At 70.9% G+C, this 17090-nt stretch carries 17 protein-coding genes; 15 read left to right on the plus strand and 2 right to left on the minus strand.

Annotation, left to right across the window (positions count from 1 at the left end; translation table 11 throughout):
* Nucleotides 1-229: 229 nt before the first annotated feature.
* The gene (locus ACFWI4_RS09390; RefSeq protein WP_387192836.1) at nt 230-658 is read right to left on the minus strand and encodes a hypothetical protein; all 429 of its coding nucleotides are present in this window, start codon (nt 656-658) and stop codon (nt 230-232) included.
* Nucleotides 659-848: 190 nt separating this feature from the next.
* Here ACFWI4_RS09390 and ACFWI4_RS09395 point away from each other — a divergent pair, with 190 nt between their 5' ends.
* The 9 genes from ACFWI4_RS09395 (at nt 849) to ACFWI4_RS09435 (ending at nt 10142) form a co-directional block, all read left to right on the plus strand.
* Nucleotides 849-3086, plus strand: coding sequence for a glycosyltransferase (locus tag ACFWI4_RS09395; RefSeq protein WP_387193142.1), 2238 nt, complete (start codon nt 849-851; stop codon nt 3084-3086).
* Complete coding sequence (locus tag ACFWI4_RS09400) at nt 3083-4348, plus strand: acyltransferase (RefSeq protein WP_387192839.1); 1266 nt, start codon at nt 3083-3085, stop codon at nt 4346-4348. The genes ACFWI4_RS09395 and ACFWI4_RS09400 overlap by 4 nt, the downstream gene beginning before the upstream one ends.
* A 175-nt stretch (nt 4349-4523) precedes the next feature.
* Nucleotides 4524-4841, plus strand: coding sequence for a hypothetical protein (locus tag ACFWI4_RS09405; protein WP_385405103.1), 318 nt, complete (start codon nt 4524-4526; stop codon nt 4839-4841).
* Nucleotides 4838-6097 carry a hypothetical protein gene (locus tag ACFWI4_RS09410; protein WP_387192842.1) on the plus strand — a complete coding sequence of 420 codons (1260 nt, stop codon included), beginning with the start codon at nt 4838-4840 and terminating at the stop codon, nt 6095-6097. The genes ACFWI4_RS09405 and ACFWI4_RS09410 overlap by 4 nt, the downstream gene beginning before the upstream one ends.
* 327 nt (nt 6098-6424) lie before the next feature.
* Nucleotides 6425-6802: a hypothetical protein gene (locus tag ACFWI4_RS09415; protein ID WP_387192845.1), complete on the plus strand. Its 378-nt coding sequence runs from the start codon at nt 6425-6427 to the stop codon at nt 6800-6802.
* Nucleotides 6803-6822: 20 nt separating this feature from the next.
* Nucleotides 6823-7509, plus strand: coding sequence for a hypothetical protein (locus tag ACFWI4_RS09420; protein WP_387192848.1), 687 nt, complete (start codon nt 6823-6825; stop codon nt 7507-7509).
* A gap of 178 nt (nt 7510-7687) precedes the next feature.
* Entirely contained in the window at nt 7688-8344 is a 657-nt protein-coding gene (locus ACFWI4_RS09425; RefSeq protein ID WP_387192851.1) for a hypothetical protein, read from the plus strand.
* Nucleotides 8332-9375 (plus strand): hypothetical protein, encoded by a 1044-nt coding sequence (locus ACFWI4_RS09430; protein WP_387192854.1) that lies wholly within the window; start codon nt 8332-8334, stop codon nt 9373-9375. Before ACFWI4_RS09425 ends, ACFWI4_RS09430 begins: the two co-directional genes overlap by 13 nt.
* A gap of 62 nt (nt 9376-9437) precedes the next feature.
* The gene (locus ACFWI4_RS09435; RefSeq protein WP_387192856.1) at nt 9438-10142 is read left to right on the plus strand and encodes a hypothetical protein; all 705 of its coding nucleotides are present in this window, start codon (nt 9438-9440) and stop codon (nt 10140-10142) included.
* A gap of 40 nt (nt 10143-10182) precedes the next feature.
* On the opposite strand, the gene ACFWI4_RS09440 is transcribed toward ACFWI4_RS09435, so the two are convergent.
* Entirely contained in the window at nt 10183-11268 is a 1086-nt protein-coding gene (locus ACFWI4_RS09440) for a sigma-70 family RNA polymerase sigma factor (RefSeq protein WP_387192859.1), read from the minus strand.
* A gap of 141 nt (nt 11269-11409) precedes the next feature.
* Here ACFWI4_RS09440 and ACFWI4_RS09445 point away from each other — a divergent pair, with 141 nt between their 5' ends.
* The 6 genes from ACFWI4_RS09445 to ACFWI4_RS09470 all read left to right on the plus strand — a co-directional run bounded on the left by ACFWI4_RS09445 (nt 11410) and on the right by ACFWI4_RS09470 (nt 17034).
* A complete protein-coding gene (locus tag ACFWI4_RS09445; protein WP_387192862.1) occupies nt 11410-11808 on the plus strand; it encodes an SgcJ/EcaC family oxidoreductase in 399 nt (132 codons plus the stop codon).
* A 242-nt stretch (nt 11809-12050) separates the two neighbouring features.
* Entirely contained in the window at nt 12051-13433 is a 1383-nt protein-coding gene (locus tag ACFWI4_RS09450; protein ID WP_387192865.1) for a nitrate/nitrite transporter, read from the plus strand.
* A 122-nt stretch (nt 13434-13555) separates the two neighbouring features.
* Nucleotides 13556-14707, plus strand: a complete 1152-nt coding sequence (locus tag ACFWI4_RS09455) for a uroporphyrinogen-III synthase (RefSeq protein WP_387192868.1) — start codon at nt 13556-13558, stop codon at nt 14705-14707.
* 158 nt (nt 14708-14865) lie between these two features.
* Nucleotides 14866-15453: a CGNR zinc finger domain-containing protein gene (locus ACFWI4_RS09460; protein ID WP_385405131.1), complete on the plus strand. Its 588-nt coding sequence runs from the start codon at nt 14866-14868 to the stop codon at nt 15451-15453.
* Nucleotides 15454-15679: 226 nt separating this feature from the next.
* Complete coding sequence (locus ACFWI4_RS09465; protein ID WP_037619265.1) at nt 15680-16210, plus strand: sigma-70 family RNA polymerase sigma factor; 531 nt, start codon at nt 15680-15682, stop codon at nt 16208-16210.
* 38 nt (nt 16211-16248) lie between these two features.
* On the plus strand, nt 16249-17034 hold the full coding sequence (locus ACFWI4_RS09470) for an anti-sigma factor family protein (protein ID WP_387192871.1): 786 nt from the start codon (nt 16249-16251) through the stop codon (nt 17032-17034).
* Nucleotides 17035-17090: the final 56 nt, after the last annotated feature.

Here is a 17090-nt window from a genome sequence, read left to right on the forward strand (position 1 = left end):
GCCGACCAGGCCGAGAACGCGGAGGGCACGGAGGGCGCCGACCGGGTGAGCCGGGTGAGCCGGGTGGACCGGACGGGCCGGATGCTTCGGGTGGACCGGGTGGACCGGGCCCGGACACCCGTGCTGCCGCGGAGAGTTCGGACGGCGGCCCCGTCTTCGTCGACGCGTCCGGCCGCCGCCGAACCCGCTTCCGCCGCCTCGGCATGTTCGTCGCCGCGGCCTGCGCGGTCTACGCCGTCGTGATCGTCGCCACGCTGCTGTCGGGAAGCTCGGACGCGCCCTGGCTGCCGGTACCCGGCCAGGAGAAGGACACCCCGGCGGGCCAGGTCAAGACCTCGCCCCTGCCCACCCGGTCGGTGCACCCGCCCGGCAGGGGCGCCGTACCCGCACCCGGCGCGGTGGCCAGGGCCGCTGACGGAACGACACCCTCGGCCACCCGGCCGGCGTCGCCCGACGCCTCCGCGAGCGCCGGTGCCGCGGGCGCGTCCGGCGACCCGAAGCCCAGTACGTCGGCGTCGAAGAAGCCGAAGCCCGGTGTCAGCACCAAGGCCCCCGGCCCCGGACCGAAACCGTCCTCCTCCGCGGACGGCCAGCCCTCGGCCCCCGCCACGGCCACCACTCCCGGTGGCACGCCCGCCCCCACGGAGAGCACGGGCACCACGGGCTCCACCGGAGCGGGGGCCGTACCCAATGGGTGACCTCCGCCCGCGCGCGACCGTCCGGCAGAACCGTGCTTTCGCCACGGTGTCCGGAGCGGTGGCGAACCCCGTACGGCACCCGCTCACGACCGGGCCCGGATCCCCCGGCTCCCCGTACGCACGCCCCCTCCCGCTTCCGGAGAACCGTTTCTGATGTCCCGCACCAGCCGACACGGGCCGTCGCCCGGCACGCCGGGAGACGGCCCCCGAACCATCGCCCGGCGGGGCCGTGACGTCCGGCGCCGCCGCCTGCCCATGCGCTTCCTGCTGCCCGTCCTCGTCCTGGTCGCGCTGATCGCGATGCTGATGCTGCGCGGCTATGTGCACAGCGAGATCCTCGCGGACCACCGCGTCCGGCCCGAGGCGGCCACGGACAAGGTGCCGGAGAAGATCCTCGACGGCGGCCCGGTCATCGACACCCGCAGCGGCCGTACGACCAGCCTCAGCGTCCCCGACCACCGTCTCGTCCTCACCTTCGACGACGGACCGGACCCGACCTGGACCCCCAAGGTCCTGGACGTCCTGAAGGCGAACCACGCCCACGCCGTCTTCTTCGTCACCGGCACCATGGCCTCGCGCTACCCGGGTCTCGTCGAACGGATGGTGAGGGAGGGGCACGAGGTCGGCCTGCACACCTTCAGCCACCCCGACCTCTCGTACGAGTCCAAGAGCCGGATCGACTGGGAGCTGTCGCAGAGCCAGCTGGCGCTGGAGGGGGCGGCGGGCATCCGCAGCTCCCTCTTCCGCCCCCCGTACTCCTCCTTCGCCGACGCCATGGACGACAAGTCCTGGCCGGTGACCCAGTACGTCGGAACCCGCGGCTACATCACCGTCGTCAACAACACCGACAGCGAGGACTGGCGCAAGCCGGGCGTCGAGGAGATCATCCGCCGGGCCTCGCCCAAGGGCGGCAAGGGTGCCGTCGTCCTGATGCACGACTCCGGCGGCGACCGCCACCAGACCGTCCAGGCGCTGGCCGAGTTCATCCCCCGGCTCCAGAGCCAGGGCTACCGGTTCGACAACCTCACCGAGGCGCTCGACGCACCGAGTGCGAACACCCCGGTGACCGGACTCGACCTGTGGAAGGGCAGGGCCTGGATCTTCCTCGTCCAGGCGTCGGAGAAGGTCACCGACGCCCTGGTCGTCGGGATCGCCGTCATCGGCGTGCTGGTCCTCACCCGCTTCGGGATGATGCTGCTGCTCTCCGCGGTGCACGCCCGCCGGGTCCGGCGCGGGGACTTCCGCTGGGGCACGGCCCCGGTCACCGAACCGGTGTCGGTGCTGGTCCCGGCGTACAACGAGGCCAAGTGCATCGCGAACACGGTGAACTCCCTCGGGGCGAGCGAGCACCCCCTGGAGATCATCGTCATCGACGACGGGTCGAGCGACGGCACCGCCCGCATCGTCGAGGACCTCGGCCTGCCCAACGTACGCGTCCTGCGCCAGCCCAACGGCGGCAAGCCCGCGGCCCTCAACCGGGGTCTGGCGAACGCCCGTCACGACATCGTCGTGATGATGGACGGCGACACCGTCTTCGAACCGGAGACCGTCCGCGAACTCGTCCAGCCCTTCGCGGACCCCGGGGTCGGCGCGGTCGCGGGCAACGCCAAGGTCGGCAACCGGGACTCGCTCATCGGCGCCTGGCAGCACATCGAGTACGTGATGGGCTTCAACCTGGACCGCCGCATGTACGACATCCTGCGCTGCATGCCGACGATCCCGGGCGCGGTCGGAGCCTTCCGCCGCTCGGCCCTGGAACGCGTCGGCGGCATGAGCGACGACACGCTGGCCGAGGACACCGACGTCACGATGGCCCTGCACCGCGACGGCTGGCGCGTCGTCTACGCGGAGCGGGCGCGTGCCTGGACCGAGGCCCCGGAGTCCGTCCAGCAGCTGTGGTCCCAGCGCTACCGCTGGTCGTACGGCACCATGCAGGCGATCTGGAAGCACCGCCGCGCCCTGGTCGACCGGGGCCCCTCGGGGCGCTTCGGCCGGGTCGGCCTGCCGCTGGTGTCCCTGTTCATGGTCCTGGCCCCGCTCCTCGCGCCCCTGATCGACATCTTCCTCCTGTACGGGGTCGTCTTCGGCCCGACCGGGAGGACGATCGTCGCCTGGGCCGCCGTCCTCACCGTCCAGGCGGTCTGCGCGGCGTTCGCGTTCCGTCTGGACAAGGAACGCATGTCCCATCTGATCTCGCTCCCCCTCCAGCAGATCCTCTACCGGCAGTTGATGTACGTCGTCCTGCTCCAGTCCTGGATCACCGCACTGACCGGCGGCCGGCTGCGCTGGCAGAAGCTGCGGCGCACGGGTGTGGTGGGGGCGGCGCCGGGATCGGTCCCGCAGCAGCCGGTGGCACACGCCGGGAACGAACGGAGGCCGGTCGGATGACCACGCACGAGTACCCGGCGGGAGCGACCCCGCCCCTGGGCACCCCCGGGCCGGCGGTCCCGTACCCGCGGGCGAAGACGGAGGCGGAGGCGGGCCAGGACGAGAGGCCGGCCCCGCGCCGCGCCGGCCGTGACCGCTATCTGGACCTGCTCCGCTCCATGGCGCTGGTCCGCGTGGTCGTCTACCACCTGCTCGGCTGGGGCTGGCTGTCGGTCCTCTTCCCCTCCATGGGGGTGATGTTCGCGCTGGCGGGCTCCCTGATGGCGCGCTCGCTGAGCCGCCCGGCCCTCGGCGTGGTCCGGGGCCGGCTGAGGCGACTGCTGCCCCCGTTCTGGGCGTTCGGCGCGGTGGCCCTGGCCATGATGTTCCTGGCCGGCTGGAACCCCGCGAAGGACCCCGACCTCGGCGGCACCTGGGGCATGGTCGACCTGCTCAACTACATCGTGCCGGTCGGCGCCCCTCCGTTCCCCTGGCACCTCGGCTCCCCGTCGGGCCTGCTGGAGGACACCTGGGCGGTGCAGGGCGCGGGCGTGCTCTGGTACCTGCGCGCCTATCTGTGGTTCGTGGTCGCGTCCCCGTTCATGCTGTGGGCGTTCCGCCGTGCTCCGTGGGTGACCGTGCTGGCCCCGCTCGCGATGACGGCGGTGGTCGGCACCGGGCTGGTCACGATCCCCGGCGAGACGGGCAACGCCGTCACCGACTTCGCCGTCTACGGGGGCTGCTGGATCCTGGGGTTCGCCCATCACGAGGGGGCGCTCGTGAAGGTCCCGCGCTACCTCGCCGTCTCGTGCTCGGCCCTGATGATGGCCTTCGGGCTGTGGTGGGCCTCGGGTCATCTGGGCCCCGACGGCTGGGACCTGAACGACATCCCGCTGGCCGACGCGATGTGGTCCTTCGGCTTCGTGGTGATCCTGCTCCAGTACAGCCCGTCCTGGCGGGAGCTGCCGGGCCGCCTCGCCCGCTGGGACAAGCTGGTCACGCTGTCCAACAACCGCGCGGTCACGATCTACCTGTGGCACAACATGCTGATCATGGCCACGGTCCCGATCCTCGACCAGCTGTACAACCTTCCCTTCATGGGGAGCGACGCGGCGACGTCGGCCCTCGACGCCACCTACACCCTGTGGATGTTCGTACTGGTGTGGCCGCTGATCGGCCTGACCATCCTGGCCTTCGGCTGGATCGAGGACATCGCGGCCCGGCGCGCTCCGCGTCTGTGGCCCAACGGATCCAAGAGCCGCGGCTCCCGGGCGCGGCCCTAGTCCGTTCACCTGACGCCGTCACTCGATCGGGGGTTTCAAGAGGGAGGTTTTCGTACTTGATGCACCTCTATGCCCCTCTATGTTCCGCCTCTCGGCCCCCTTTGTCCCGAAACGACCCTGTCGGCTTCGGCTAGCGTCGCAGCGCACTCGCCGAGATCCGGGAGGAGTGGAGGGCGTGGCGGAACGGCTGGCCGTCGACGGTGACGAGCTGTCGCACTTCATGAAGATGCTCAGGGCGTCGACCGAGTCGCTGCGGGGCCTGCGCAAAGCGCTGGCGGACGCCACGGTCAGCGGTCTGGGCACGGAGGATCTCGACGGTGCCTGCGAGGACTTCCAGGACGACTGGAGGTACGGCGCCGACCGGATCGGCGAGCAGACCGAGGCCCTGGCGAAGATCATCGGCAAGAGCCGGGACAGCTACCGCGAGGTGGACGAGGCCCTGGAACGGGCCCTGAGGAAGGCCGGGAACGGCGGGGGCGGCGGTACGAGGTGACCCCGCGCGACCCCCACCCCGACTACCCCCATCTCGGGTTCGACCCGGTGCCCGGCAGTACGGAGACCGTGCGCGGCCTGCGGGGGAAGCTCACCGGGTGCGTGGCGGTCCTCGAAGAGACGCACGGGCTCGTCACCCGGCTGATGGACGGCAGCTGCTGGAAGGGCGACGCGGCCGTCGCCTTCCGCGAGCAGCTCGACGGCGGGCCGCTGCCGCTGAACCTGAGGAACGCGGCCCGCTCCATCCGCAAGGCGGCAGGTCAACTCGGCCGCTGGGAGGACGAACTGGACGACTTCCAGCGACGCGCGAAGCGGCTCGAACAGGACGCGCGGGACGCGCAGGGTGCGGTGGACCGGGCCAAGGGGCATGCCGCCAAGGCGGGGGACAGTCCCGATCTGGACGGCAAGGGCGCCGCGTACGACGACGCTCGGAAGGCGCTGACCAAGGCGGAGTCGGCGATGACGGACGCGGAGGACGCTCTGCGCGGGATCCGCCGGGCGGCGCGTGAGCTCGCCGAGGAACACGAGCGGCGGGCTCGGCTGAGGGCGGGCAAGATCCGCGACGCCACGGAGAAGCTGGCGCCGCATGAACCGGGCTGCTTCGACTCGGCCCTCGACTGGATCACCGAAAACCTCCCGGACATCCTGAGCACGCTGGGGGCGGTCATCGGGTTGGTCGCGTTGTTCGTGGTTTCGGGTGGGACGGCAGCGGCGGTGCTTTTGCTGGCGACCGCTGCGTTGAGCGGAACGTCTTTGGCATTGCGGGTATTCGGTGATCCGACGTTGCGTGAATCGCTGTGGGACGGATTCACCAAGGGAGAGTTCGACACCGACTTCTGGTGCAACCTGGTCACGGTGGGGGGCGACGCACTGGGCCTGCTTCCCGGAGTTGGTGCAGTCGGCAAGGGGGCCGCAATCGCAGCGCGAGCGACCGGTGAGGCGGGAGAGGTCTTGACCCTCAGCGAGCGGGCAGCTCGATTCGGCAGCGAAACCATGGGGCACGCGAAGTCCATTGCGGAACTCGACAACGCATTGCTCGGTTTCACCGTGCGAGGTGCTCGCGCCGCGCCGATCGCCAGGGCGGTCGAGGTCACATCGGCCTCGATCGGTGTCGGTACCGCCGGGTTCGGATTGGCCACAGCGGCCGTCGACACCGATGACGACGAGCTCAAGGACGGTTCCGTGGCCAGTATCGACGGAGCGCGACTCGGCCTTGATGTCGGGGGACTTGTCAGTCTTGCCCGCCACGTCTTCTGAGCCGGAAGGGAGACCTTTGTGAAACCGACGGACTACCGCACTGCCTGGGACCATCCACCGACGAGGCGGGCCTGGGTTCTACACATGGTCATGATTGCGGGGCGTCTGATCGGCTGGCTCGCCACCTGGGTCGGAAGCCTCATCTTGATCGTGGCAACACCCCGTTGGATCGGTTGGTTGTTCCTCGTGCTCCTCGTCTACGCAACCTTCCGGACGATCCTCCAACTCGCCTACATTCAGCCCTCCGTTTCTATTCAGCGTGTGCTTTGGGAGTACCCCTGGCAGGTTCTGGAGGGTGTTCCCCGGGGGCGGAACAGGCATCCGGAGGTGGAAGAGAACGAGATGTGGCTGGAGTTGCCCAATCCGGAGGTGCCCGGGGAGCGGATTCCGCTGTTGTTCCTTTCCGGGATGCGGACCTTCTGGTGGATGCGACGGTTCGGCACGGCCCGGACGAAGCCGGAACTGAAGGCCGAGATCGAACCGCTCTGGTTCGCGGGCGACCCCCGCTTCATCGCCGTCGTCGCCGCCCCCACCCGCAACGGCAGCGCCCCCAAACGGCTCCACCTGCTGTACCAGCGCACGGCCACGGGACGCCGGGGTGTCGAGCCGGCCGACTGGAACGCGAGCCCCGCCGCCCTCGAACGGGCCCGCCGCTGCGGCGCCCACGTCCCCGACGCGGTACGCCCGCACGCGCGTCCCCACTGACCCGTACCCGGCAGGAATCGATGACCACGGCTCCCCATTTCACCGTCGCGGACTCGGCCGCGGACCCCGAGGCCGAGATCTGGTTCGCGGAACCCGCCGGCTTCACCGCCGTTCCCCTGGACGCGTTGCTCCCCGCGCCGGACTCCCCGGAGGCGGACGGGTTGCGCGACGCCCTCGGCCCGTTCCTCCGGGCCGCTCCCGACGAGTCGGTGCGGCGGCGGTTCGTGGAGACGTTCGGCCAAGGGCAGCGGCTGCTGGGCGCGTTGAGGGAGGAGGGGACGGTGCACTGCTCGATCGGACTGCACCGGGACGACGTCGGCGGGGACGCCGTGCGCGACGCGGCGCCGCTGCTGTCGTTCTTCACCGTCTCCTGGCGCGCCACGGCGGTGGCCCCGCGTGCCGTGACGGCCGCCCGGGCGGTGAGCGGGCCGGACGCGGGGACGCTCGTCGAGTACGCCGAACTGCCCTGCGGGCCGGTCACGTTCAGCGAGACGGTACGGGTCCCGGCGGACGTCGAGGGGGTTCCTCGGGTGGCCTTGGCCCAGTTCCGGGCCCATCTGCCGCATCCGGACTGCAAGCGGCTGGTGGTGCTCGCGCTGAGCACGGCCGCGGTCGGACACCGTGAGCAGTACCGTGCGGTCCTCCGCCGGATCGCGGCCCTGGTCAGCTTCGAGGATCCGCTGCGTTTGCGGTCAGCAACTGGGTGAACCGGATCGTGGGGCGAGGTCGCTCGATCGAGTTACCAGGGCGGCCAGTTGAGGGTGCTATGGCCTGCTATGGCCAGTCACTGTTACTCGGTTGGCACCATTCGCGCTGGTGTCGTCGCACAGGCCACCGCTAGCGTGTTGGTGCCCTTCCGCACCCCACGCCGCACAGGAGTCTGCCGTGAGCCGCCGTTCCCGTCTGCTTGTCACAGCCGCTGTCGGAGCGTCAGCCGCGCTGCTTCTGACCGCGTGCGGAGGGGGTGCCGACAAGCCGAAGGCCAACGACAAGATCGCCGGCGCCGACACGTCCACCAAGGGCTCCGCCTCACCCAGTGCAAGCGTGACCCGGCAGGCCGACCGCCCCGAGATCACCTTCCCGGCAGGCGTCAAGAACATCTTCGAGGACCAGAAGACGGGCGACCCGGCGAAGGACGCCGTCCTCGCGGACAGCGCCCTCAGCGTGAACTCCATGGATGACGCGATCTTCCAGGGCAGCGTCGACACCAAGGCGCTCGGCTTCTACAACTCCGGCAAGGCGCTCAACGCAGCGATCACCTACGTCCAGGGCTACCTCGACAAGGGTGACACCTGGGTCGGCACCACCCGGTACTTCAACCGGCGGGTGACCTTGTCCGGCGGTACAACGGCGACCGTCGTCTACTGCTCGGACGAGAGCAAGTCGTTCCTCGAGAACCGGAAGACCAAGAAGACCAAGAACACGCCCACGACCGCGGACAGCTACGTGCTCTACAACGCCAAGCTGGCCAAGAACGGTCAGGGAGTGTGGCAGACGACGGACATCATCTCGGACCGGGGAGCCAAGGCATGCCAGCCGTGAAACGCGTGTCCAAGGTAGCGGCGGCCGCGACAGTGATGGCCGTGGTAGCCCTGGCACCCGGAGTCGCCTACGCGGGCGGACGGGGTGGCGACGGGAACGTCGGACAGACACAGGCACACGGCAACTCGGACGGGAACGGCAATCTTTCTGCCACCGCCGGCGTCGTCGTGTTCGATCGGTCCAAGAACGGGGCCGGGGACTCCTCCGGGCCCGTGGCCTCCTCGGTCGGGAACTGGAGTCCGCCCGCCTGCTACTACGCCCCCAAGTACACCCCCGACCAGCTCCAGAAGTACCTGGAGCCCATCTGGAACGCCGAGTCCACCGGCCCCCAGTGGGACCAGGAACAACGGGACAGGTACGTGAACGGCGGCGTGGCCAAGGACTTCAACAAGGACAAGACCGGCAAGGGCTACTGGTGGGACTCGTACGTCACCGCGGGCCACGAGGGCGACCCGCACGCCCTGGACTGCACGGAGTCCATCTTCTGGGTCGACAAGGGCGCCGCACCGCCGGCGAACATTCCGCAGGCGGTCACCCCGCAGACCCTGGCGCAGCTCGCCTACGGGGAGATACGCGTCCCGTCGACCAAGGTGGACCTGGCCCCCGCCGGTACGACGAAGGTGAATCTGCCGACCTGGGCCTGGCTGGACACGGCGAAGTTCAAGCCGGTCTCGGTCACCGCGTCCGTACCCCTGCTGAACGTCAGCGCGACGACCACGGCGGAGCCGGTCTCGCTGAGGATCGAGCCCGGTACGGCGGACGCGCAGACCTATCCCGCCTCGGGCGTCTGTGAGATCAAGGGCGACCGCATCGGCGAGGCGTACGCGAAGGGCAGGGCCGGGGACACACCGCCGTGCGGGGTGAAGTACCTGCGTTCCTCGGGCGACGGCTCGTACAAGCTGCGGGCCACCATCACCTGGAAGATCCACTGGACGGGCACCGGCGTGCCGGACGCGCGGGACCTGCCGGACGGCACCTTCGGGGCGGACCAGGACGTCGTGGTGCAGGAGATCCAGTCCATCAACCGCTGAGGCCGGCCCACGGGGCCGTTCTTCGCGTGAACAGTCGAGTACGACGGGGGAGTTGGGGAAACGTGGGCAAGCGGCAGGTCCGGAAGATGTTCCGGCTGATGGCTCAGGGGCAGGCGGTGCAGCTCACGAGCCCGATGGCCTCCGTGAAGAAGCTGGCCCGACTCGCCTTCGTAGCCCAGCAGTTCGGCTACGAGTACGCGGACGTGCGCCGGGGTGCCGGCCGCGACAACGCGCTCACGATGATCATCGTGCCCGACCCCGGCCCGCAGGCCCAGGCGCGGGCCGCGCAGAACTGGGCGCAGTATCCGCGGGCCGGTGACGGGGTCTCGTTGCCGCCCGTCGTCCCCGACGCCCTCGAACTCCTCAAGGCCCGCATCAACTTCGACCTCACCGGCAAGAACGCCGAGAAGCGGATGGGGTACTCGGCGCTCGGTCTCACCGTCGGGTGCGCCGTCCTCGCTGTACGGGCGGGCGGAAGCTCCGTCGCCTTCGCGGTGGCCGGGGGCCTGTGGGCGCTGCTGATGGCCCTCCTCGGCATCGGTGTCCTCGTCACCCGCAAGCGGAACGCCAAGTTCGCGGCTCTGCTGCACGCCGCCGGGTTCGCGCCGGTGACGGAGGAGGGCGGACGGGTCCGGTACCTGCCACCGACCGCGGGCTACGGGGCACGACCCGCCGGCCCGTACGGCCCGTACGGACCCCCCACCGCTCCGTACGGACCCACCACTCCGTACGGACCCTCGACCCCGTACGGACCCCCCACCCCGTAACCCCGACCCCCGGCCCCTGACGCCGGGCGAGCTGTCCCGCCTAACCCGCCCATCCCTCCCATTCCTCCGGCAGCCCGAACGCCGCGAAGACCGAGGGGAGCTGGAAGACCACCGTGTGGCTCACCGCGCCGTGGTCCGCCGTGAAGACCTGGAGGGTGTGCAGGCGGTGCCTGTCCTCTCCGGGGGCGCGGACATACGCCGCCAGCGCGGGCTGGCCGTTGGCCGAGGTCGGGCGCAGCCGCCAGTCCGTGCCGCGCATCGCGAAGACGCGGGCGATGAAGGCGATGTAGGCGTCGGGGCCGACGTACCAGTTGAGGACCGGGGGCATCTCCAGGACGACGTCCCGGGTGAGCAGGGTGCGCAGGGCGTCGAGGTCGGCGTCCTCGAAGGCGCGCAGATAGCGGTCGATCACCGCGCGCTGCCCGTGGTCCGGCGGTTCCGTCACCTCGTCCTCGGTCAGACCGGCCTCGCCGAGCCGCGCGCGGGCCCGTTGGAGCGCGCTGTTCACGGAGGCCGTCGAGGTGCCGAGGGCCTCGGCCACCTCGGTCGCCGGCCAGGCCAGGACGTCCCGCAGGATGAGGGCGGCCCGCTGCCGCGGGGGCAGCAACTGCATCGCGGCGACCAGCGCCAGGCGCAGACTGCCCCGGGCGGCGACCACGCCCGCGGGGTCCCCGGCCGCGGCCCCTGCGCCGTGGACCCGGCCGTGCACGCCCCCGTCGGGGAACGGTTCCAGCCACGGCACCTCCGCCCCCAGGGTCATCGGCGCCCCGGGGTCCTCCAACGCGCCCACCAGGCCCGACGGCAGGGGTCTGCGGGTGCGGCCGCGCAGCGCGGTCAGGCAGCGGTTGGTGGCGATGCGGTACAGCCAGGTGCGCAGGGACGCGCGGGCGGGGTCGTAGCGGTCGTAGGCGAGCCAGGCCCGCAGCATCGTCTCCTGCACCAGGTCCTCGGCCTCGTGCACCGAACCGACCATCCGGTAGCAGTGGGCCAGCAGTTCGCGCCGGTAGGGCGCCGTCCGCTCCTCGAAGTCGTCCCGCCCGTCCAGGTCCGGACGCTTCGCGGAGCCGTCGCGCCGCCCGGAGTCCTCGTCGTCCCCGCCGGGGCGGTCCTCGTCATCCGTCCGCATGCTCTGCTCCTCGGCCGCGTTCCGTCACTCACCGGTATGTACCTCAGGACCCGCCCGGACTCATCGCCCCGGCACCGATGAGTCCGGGACGGCCCGGAGGTACATACCGGCGTCCGACCCGACCGAACGGAAGGAACCGTCATGACCACCACCGACGACAGCCAGGCCGTCCGAGCCGTCCTCGACCGTCTCTACTCCGCCTGGGCCGACTACGACGCCGACGCCTTCGCCGAGCTCTACACCGAGGACGCGACCGTCGTGATGCCCGGCGTCTTCAACGACGGGCGCGAGGAGATCCGCGCCTACATCGCGGCCGCGTTCGACGGGCCGCTGAAGGGGTCCCGGCCGCTCGACGAGCCCCGCCGGATCCGGTTCCCGCGGCCCGGCACGGCCGTCGTCGTCAGCGAGGCCGGGATCCTCCTGGCCGGGGAGAGCGAGGTTCCCGCCGGCCGGCAGCACCGGGCGACCTGGGTGCTCGTCCGCGACGGCGCCGAAGACGGGAGCTGGGCCATCACCTCGTACCACAACGCGTCCGTCTGACCGCCCCGGGCGAGGACACCGTCCGGCACCGCCCGCCGGACCCGTCCTCACCCGGCTCCGGACCCCTCCTCACCCGGCCCCGGCCCCGTCCTCACCGACGGGTCCGGGGCCGGGTGAGAGCAACGTTCCCTTCAGGTCACTCACAGCCACAGCACGGAAACGCGTCCTCCCTACCTTCGGGAAACAGCAGGTCGGTGAGCCCGGAGAACCAGGTGAGCCCGGAGAACCAACGGAGGCGTGAGATGACTGCCCCAGCCACGAGTACGGCCCCCGCGCGGGGCGGCCGCTGGATCGAGACGTGGGATCCCGAGGACGAGGTCTTCTGGGCGGAGAAGGGGGAACGGACCGCCCGCCGCAATCTGATCTTCTCCGTGCTGTCCGAGCACATCGGGTTCTCGGTGTGGACCATGTGGTCGGTGCTGGTCCTGTTCATGGGACCGGAGTACGGGCTCACCCCGGCCGACAAGTTCCTGCTCACCTCGATGGTGACGCTGGTCGGTGCCGTGGTGCGGGTGCCCTACACCTTCGCCGTCGCGCTCTTCGGCGGCCGGAACTGGACGGTCGTGTCCGCGAGCCTGCTGCTCGTGCCGACCGTCGCCGCGTTCGTGGTGATGAAACCCGGCACCTCGTTCGGCACGTTCCTCGTGGTCGGCCTGCTGGCCGGCGTCGGCGGCGGCAACTTCGCCTCCAGCATGACCAACATCAACGCCTTCTTCCCGCTGCGCAGGAAGGGCTGGGCGCTCGGACTCAACGCGGGAGGCGGCAACATCGGCGTCCCGGTCATCCAGCTCGTGGCGCTAGCCGTCATCGGGGCGAGCGGCGGGCCCCGGGTGCTCCTCGGCATCTACATCCCGCTCGTCGTCGCGGCCGCCGTCCTCGCCGCCCTGTTCATGGACAACCTCGCCACCGTCAAGAACGACACCGGCGCGGCCCTGGACGCCGCGAAGGACGCGCACACCTGGATCATGGCGTTCCTGTACATCGGGACGTTCGGGTCCTTCATCGGCTACGCCTTCGCCTTCGGACAGGTGCTCCAGGTCGAGTTCGGGCGCACCCCGCTCCAGGCCGCCTACCTCACCTTCGTCGGCCCCCTGCTCGGCTCGCTGATCCGGCCCGTCGGCGGATGGCTCGCCGACCGCCACGGCGGCGCCAGGATCACCCTGTGGAACTTCGTCGCCATGGCCGCCGCGACCGGGGTCCTGGTGTTCGCCGGCAGGGAGAAGTCACTGCCGCTGTTCGTCTCCGTCTTCGTGGTCCTCTTCGTGCTCAGCGGACTCGGCAACGGGTCGACGTACAAGATGATCCCCGGCATCTTCCAGCGGAAGGCCCTGGAAGCGGGGCTCGAAGGGGAGGAGGCCGTCCGTCACGGACGGCGGCTCTCCGGGGCCGCCATGGGGCTCATCGGAGCCGTGGGCGCGCTCGGGGGCGTCGGCATCAACCTCGCCTTCCGCCAGTCGTTCCTCGACTCCGGCAGCGGCACCGGCGCCTTCGTCACCTTCCTCGCCTTCTACGCCGTCGCGTTCGCGGTCACCTGGGCCGTATACCTTCGCCGCCCGGCCGCCGCGATCCCGGCGAGTACCACCGCCGCCGGGACGAAGGCCCAGCTCAGCTACGCCGAGGTATGACGTAACACGCCCGACATCACCTTGATCCGAGCCTGTCACGGTCCGTTGACAGGCTCGGACCGGCCACGACGTACGACAGCACAGACCCGTACGACGACTCGACGAGCGCGAGACGAGAACCCATGGACGACGAACAGCAGCGACCCGGACACGGGCCTCTCTCCGGGTTCACCGTGGGGGTGACGGCCGCGCGCCGGGCCGACGAACTGGGCGCGCTGCTCAAGCGGCGCGGCGCCACCGTGGTGCACGCGCCGGCCCTGCGGATCGTGCCGCTCGCCGACGACGGTGAACTGCTCACCGCGACCAAGGAGTTGGTCGACCACGCACCGGACGTGGTGGTGGCCACCACCGCCATCGGCTTCCGCGGCTGGGTCGAGGCCGCCGACGGCTGGGGCCTGGGCGAGGAACTGCTGGCCCGGCTGCGGGGCGTCGAACTGCTCGCACGCGGGCCCAAGGTCAAGGGCGCGGTCCGGGCCCAGGGGCTGACCGAGGAGTGGTCGCCGTCCTCCGAGTCCATGGCCGAGGTGCTCGACCGGCTGCTCGACGAGGGCGTGGACGGCCGCCGGATCGCCGTACAGCTGCACGGCGAACCGCTGCCCGGGTTCGTCGAGTCGCTGCGGGCCGCCGGCGCCGAGGTCGTCCTCGTGCCCGTGTACCGCTGGATGCCTCCCGAGGACATCGCCCCCGTCGACCGGCTGATCGACGCGGCCCTCACCCGCGGCCTGGACGCCCTCACCTTCACCAGCGCGCCCGCCGCGGCCTCCCTGCTGTCCCGGGCCGAACAGCGCGGCCTGCGCGCGGAGTTCCTCGCCGCGCTGCACCACGACATCCTGCCCGCCTGCGTCGGCCCGGTCACCGCGCTGCCGCTCCAGGCCGCGGGCGTCGACACCGTCCAGCCCGAACGCTTCCGGCTCGGCCCCCTCGTCCAGCTGCTCTGCCAGGAACTGCCCGGCCGGGCACGGACGTTGCCTGTGGCCGGGCACCACGTGGAGATCCGGGGCCACGCGGTCGTGGTCGACGGGGCGCTGCGGCCCGTACCGCCCGCCGGGATGTCACTGCTGCGGGCCCTCGCGCGACGCCCCGGCTGGGTGGTCGCCCGCGCCGAACTGCTGCGCGCGCTGCCGGGGTCGGGCCGCGACGAGCACGCCGTGGAGACCGCGATGGCCCGCCTGCGCACGGCACTCGGCGCGCCCAGACTGATCCAGACGGTCGTCAAGCGCGGCTACCGGCTCGCGCTCGACCCGGCCGCCGATGCCAAGTACGCCGACGCCTGAGACCGCGTACGCGGGCGTCCGCGGCGGCGCGCGCCCGGCGCCCGGTGCGCATCCCGCACGCATCCGGTACGGGACCGGTGCCGAGTCTTCCGGCGGGGCGCCGGGGGATGCACTGTAGGGGGTACGACGGCGGGTGACCCCAAGGCGGTGACAGGCGCATGGCATCGGGCATGGCCACGGCCCCGTACGAGCTGCGGTTCGACTCCGGGCGGATCTGCCTGGACCTGACGGCGACCACCCATCCCGAGGAACGCCTCGACTCGGCCGCCCGGTTGAGCGCCTGGGTCGTCGCGTCCGGACTGGTGCCCCCGGGCACCGTGCTGGCCGCCGTGGACGCCTCCTGGCTGCTCGGCTTCCGGGAACTGCGCGCGGACGTCGCCCGGTTGGTGCGCGGCGAGCTGGACGGGCGGCCCGCAGACGGCGCCCTCGCCCGCGTCAACACCGTTGCCCTGGCGGCCCCGCCCGCCCCCTGGGCCGCCCGCGCCGACGACGGAACGCTGCGCCGGGAACTGCGCACCCCTCCGTACCGGGACGAACTGCTCTCCGTGGTGGCCCGGGACGCCCTCGACCTGCTCACCGACCCGCAAGCGCGTGCGAGTCTGAGAGAGTGTGAGGGTGACACCTGCCCGATCGTCTATCTCGACACCTCGCGCGGCCGACGCCGGCGCTGGTGCTCAAGTGAGGTGTGCGGCAATCGGGAACGCGTGGCCCGCCACCGGCGCCGGGCCGCCCTGGCACGCGCCTGAATCACATCTGAGCGTGATTTACACGTGACTCGACGTGATCGATGCGCATTCTTTTCGCCGTCTACACATCTTCACCAGAAAAAATACTGAACACTTTGAACACCCGCGTACCAGCACACGTACCCGGTGATGAGCGACCGACTGGGGGAACCCCCGGACACCGGAGGTAGGCGTGCGCAAGGATTCAGCCGTGGCTGATGAACACAGGCCAAGGGCCCGACATCGCATGTCTCAGCAGTCTTCGTCGACCGAACCCGACGAAGAGCTGATGCGAGCGTTGTACCGGGAACACGCGGGGCCCCTGCTGGCCTACGTGCTGCGCCTGGTGGCCGGAGACCGGCAGCGCGCCGAGGATGTTGTGCAGGAAACACTCATCCGGGCCTGGAAGAACGCCGGCCAGCTCAATCGAGCGACCGGTTCGGTACGCCCCTGGCTGGTGACGGTCGCCCGGCGCATCGTCATCGACGGCCACCGCAGCCGGCAGGCCCGGCCTCAGGAGGTCGACCCGTCGCCGCTGGAGGTCATCCCCGCGGAGGACGAGATCGACAAGGCGTTGTGGCTGATGACACTGTCGGACGCGCTGGACGACCTGACCCCTGCTCACAGGGAAGTATTGGTCGAAACTTACTTCAAAGGGCGTACCGTCAATGAGGCGGCCGAAACGCTCGGCATTCCCAGCGGCACTGTGCGCTCACGGGTTTTCTACGCCCTTCGGTCGATGAAGCTGGCTCTTGAGGAGCGGGGGGTGACGGCATGAACACGTACGGGGGTTACGGAACGGGTGGTCCGGGAGCCATGCAAGGTCCACGAGGACAGCAAGGGTCCGGGGACAACATTCACGAGACTGTCGGCGCCTACGCGCTCGGCATTCTCGACGACATCGAAGCAACCGCTTTCGAGGAGCATCTCGCCTCCTGCGAGTGGTGCGCCCAGCAGCTCGACGAGCTCGCCGGCATGGAGCCGATGCTCGCGGCACTCGCCGACCTGCCCGCCTCGCAGGGCAGCCCGGCCATCGCGGAGTCCCTCTCGGCCCGCCCGAGCCCACGGCTCGCCGAACGGTTGGTCGACGAGGTCGCCGCGCGCCGCGCGCAGAAGCGCCGTCGCGGCATGTACCTGGTGGCGGCCGCGGCCGCGCTGATCATCGGCGGTCCGCTGACCGTCATGGCGGTCAACGGCGGCAGCGACACCGGGACGAACGTGCCGCAGGCCATGGCCACCAGCCCGGCCAAGGCCGCCTTCGAGGTCATGACCGACAAGTCGTCGGCCACCGACCCGAAGACCAAGGTCAGCGCCGTCGTCGCGATCGAGCCGAAGGACTGGGGCACCCACGCCGTCCTCCAGCTCAAGAACGTCACCGGCCCCGAGAAGTGCTCCCTGATCGCCGTCGGCAAGAACGGCGAGCGCGAGACGGTCACGTCCTGGTCGGTCCCGGAGTGGGGTTACGGCACGCCCAACGCCAAGACGGAGCAGGCCAAGCAGCCGCTCTACGTCCACGGCGGCGCGGCCTTCACGCCGAACCAGATCGATCACTTCGAGGTCATGACCTTCGGCGGGAAGCGCCTGGTCGAGGTGAAGGCGTGAGCGGACTCCGGGCGCGCACGTAGCCCGGCGGGCCTCCCTTCGCGTACGGTTGACGG

This window comes from Streptomyces sp. NPDC127038, assembly GCF_042725875.1.
GTDB lineage: Bacteria > Actinomycetota > Actinomycetes > Streptomycetales > Streptomycetaceae > Streptomyces.

Coding starts and splice junctions, on each gene's coding strand:
- ACFWI4_RS09400 (WP_387192839.1), top strand. CDS start 3,083: ATGACCACGCACGAGTACCCGGCGGGAGCGACCCCGCCCCTGGGCACC.
- ACFWI4_RS09420 (WP_387192848.1), top strand. CDS start 6,823: ATGACCACGGCTCCCCATTTCACCGTCGCGGACTCGGCCGCGGACCCC.
- ACFWI4_RS09430 (WP_387192854.1), top strand. CDS start 8,332: ATGCCAGCCGTGAAACGCGTGTCCAAGGTAGCGGCGGCCGCGACAGTG.
- ACFWI4_RS09440 (WP_387192859.1), bottom strand. CDS start 11,268: ATGCGGACGGATGACGAGGACCGCCCCGGCGGGGACGACGAGGACTCC.
- ACFWI4_RS09445 (WP_387192862.1), top strand. CDS start 11,410: ATGACCACCACCGACGACAGCCAGGCCGTCCGAGCCGTCCTCGACCGT.
- ACFWI4_RS09450 (WP_387192865.1), top strand. CDS start 12,051: ATGACTGCCCCAGCCACGAGTACGGCCCCCGCGCGGGGCGGCCGCTGG.
- ACFWI4_RS09455 (WP_387192868.1), top strand. CDS start 13,556: ATGGACGACGAACAGCAGCGACCCGGACACGGGCCTCTCTCCGGGTTC.
- ACFWI4_RS09460 (WP_385405131.1), top strand. CDS start 14,866: ATGGCATCGGGCATGGCCACGGCCCCGTACGAGCTGCGGTTCGACTCC.
- ACFWI4_RS09465 (WP_037619265.1), top strand. CDS start 15,680: ATGTCTCAGCAGTCTTCGTCGACCGAACCCGACGAAGAGCTGATGCGA.
- ACFWI4_RS09470 (WP_387192871.1), top strand. CDS start 16,249: ATGCAAGGTCCACGAGGACAGCAAGGGTCCGGGGACAACATTCACGAG.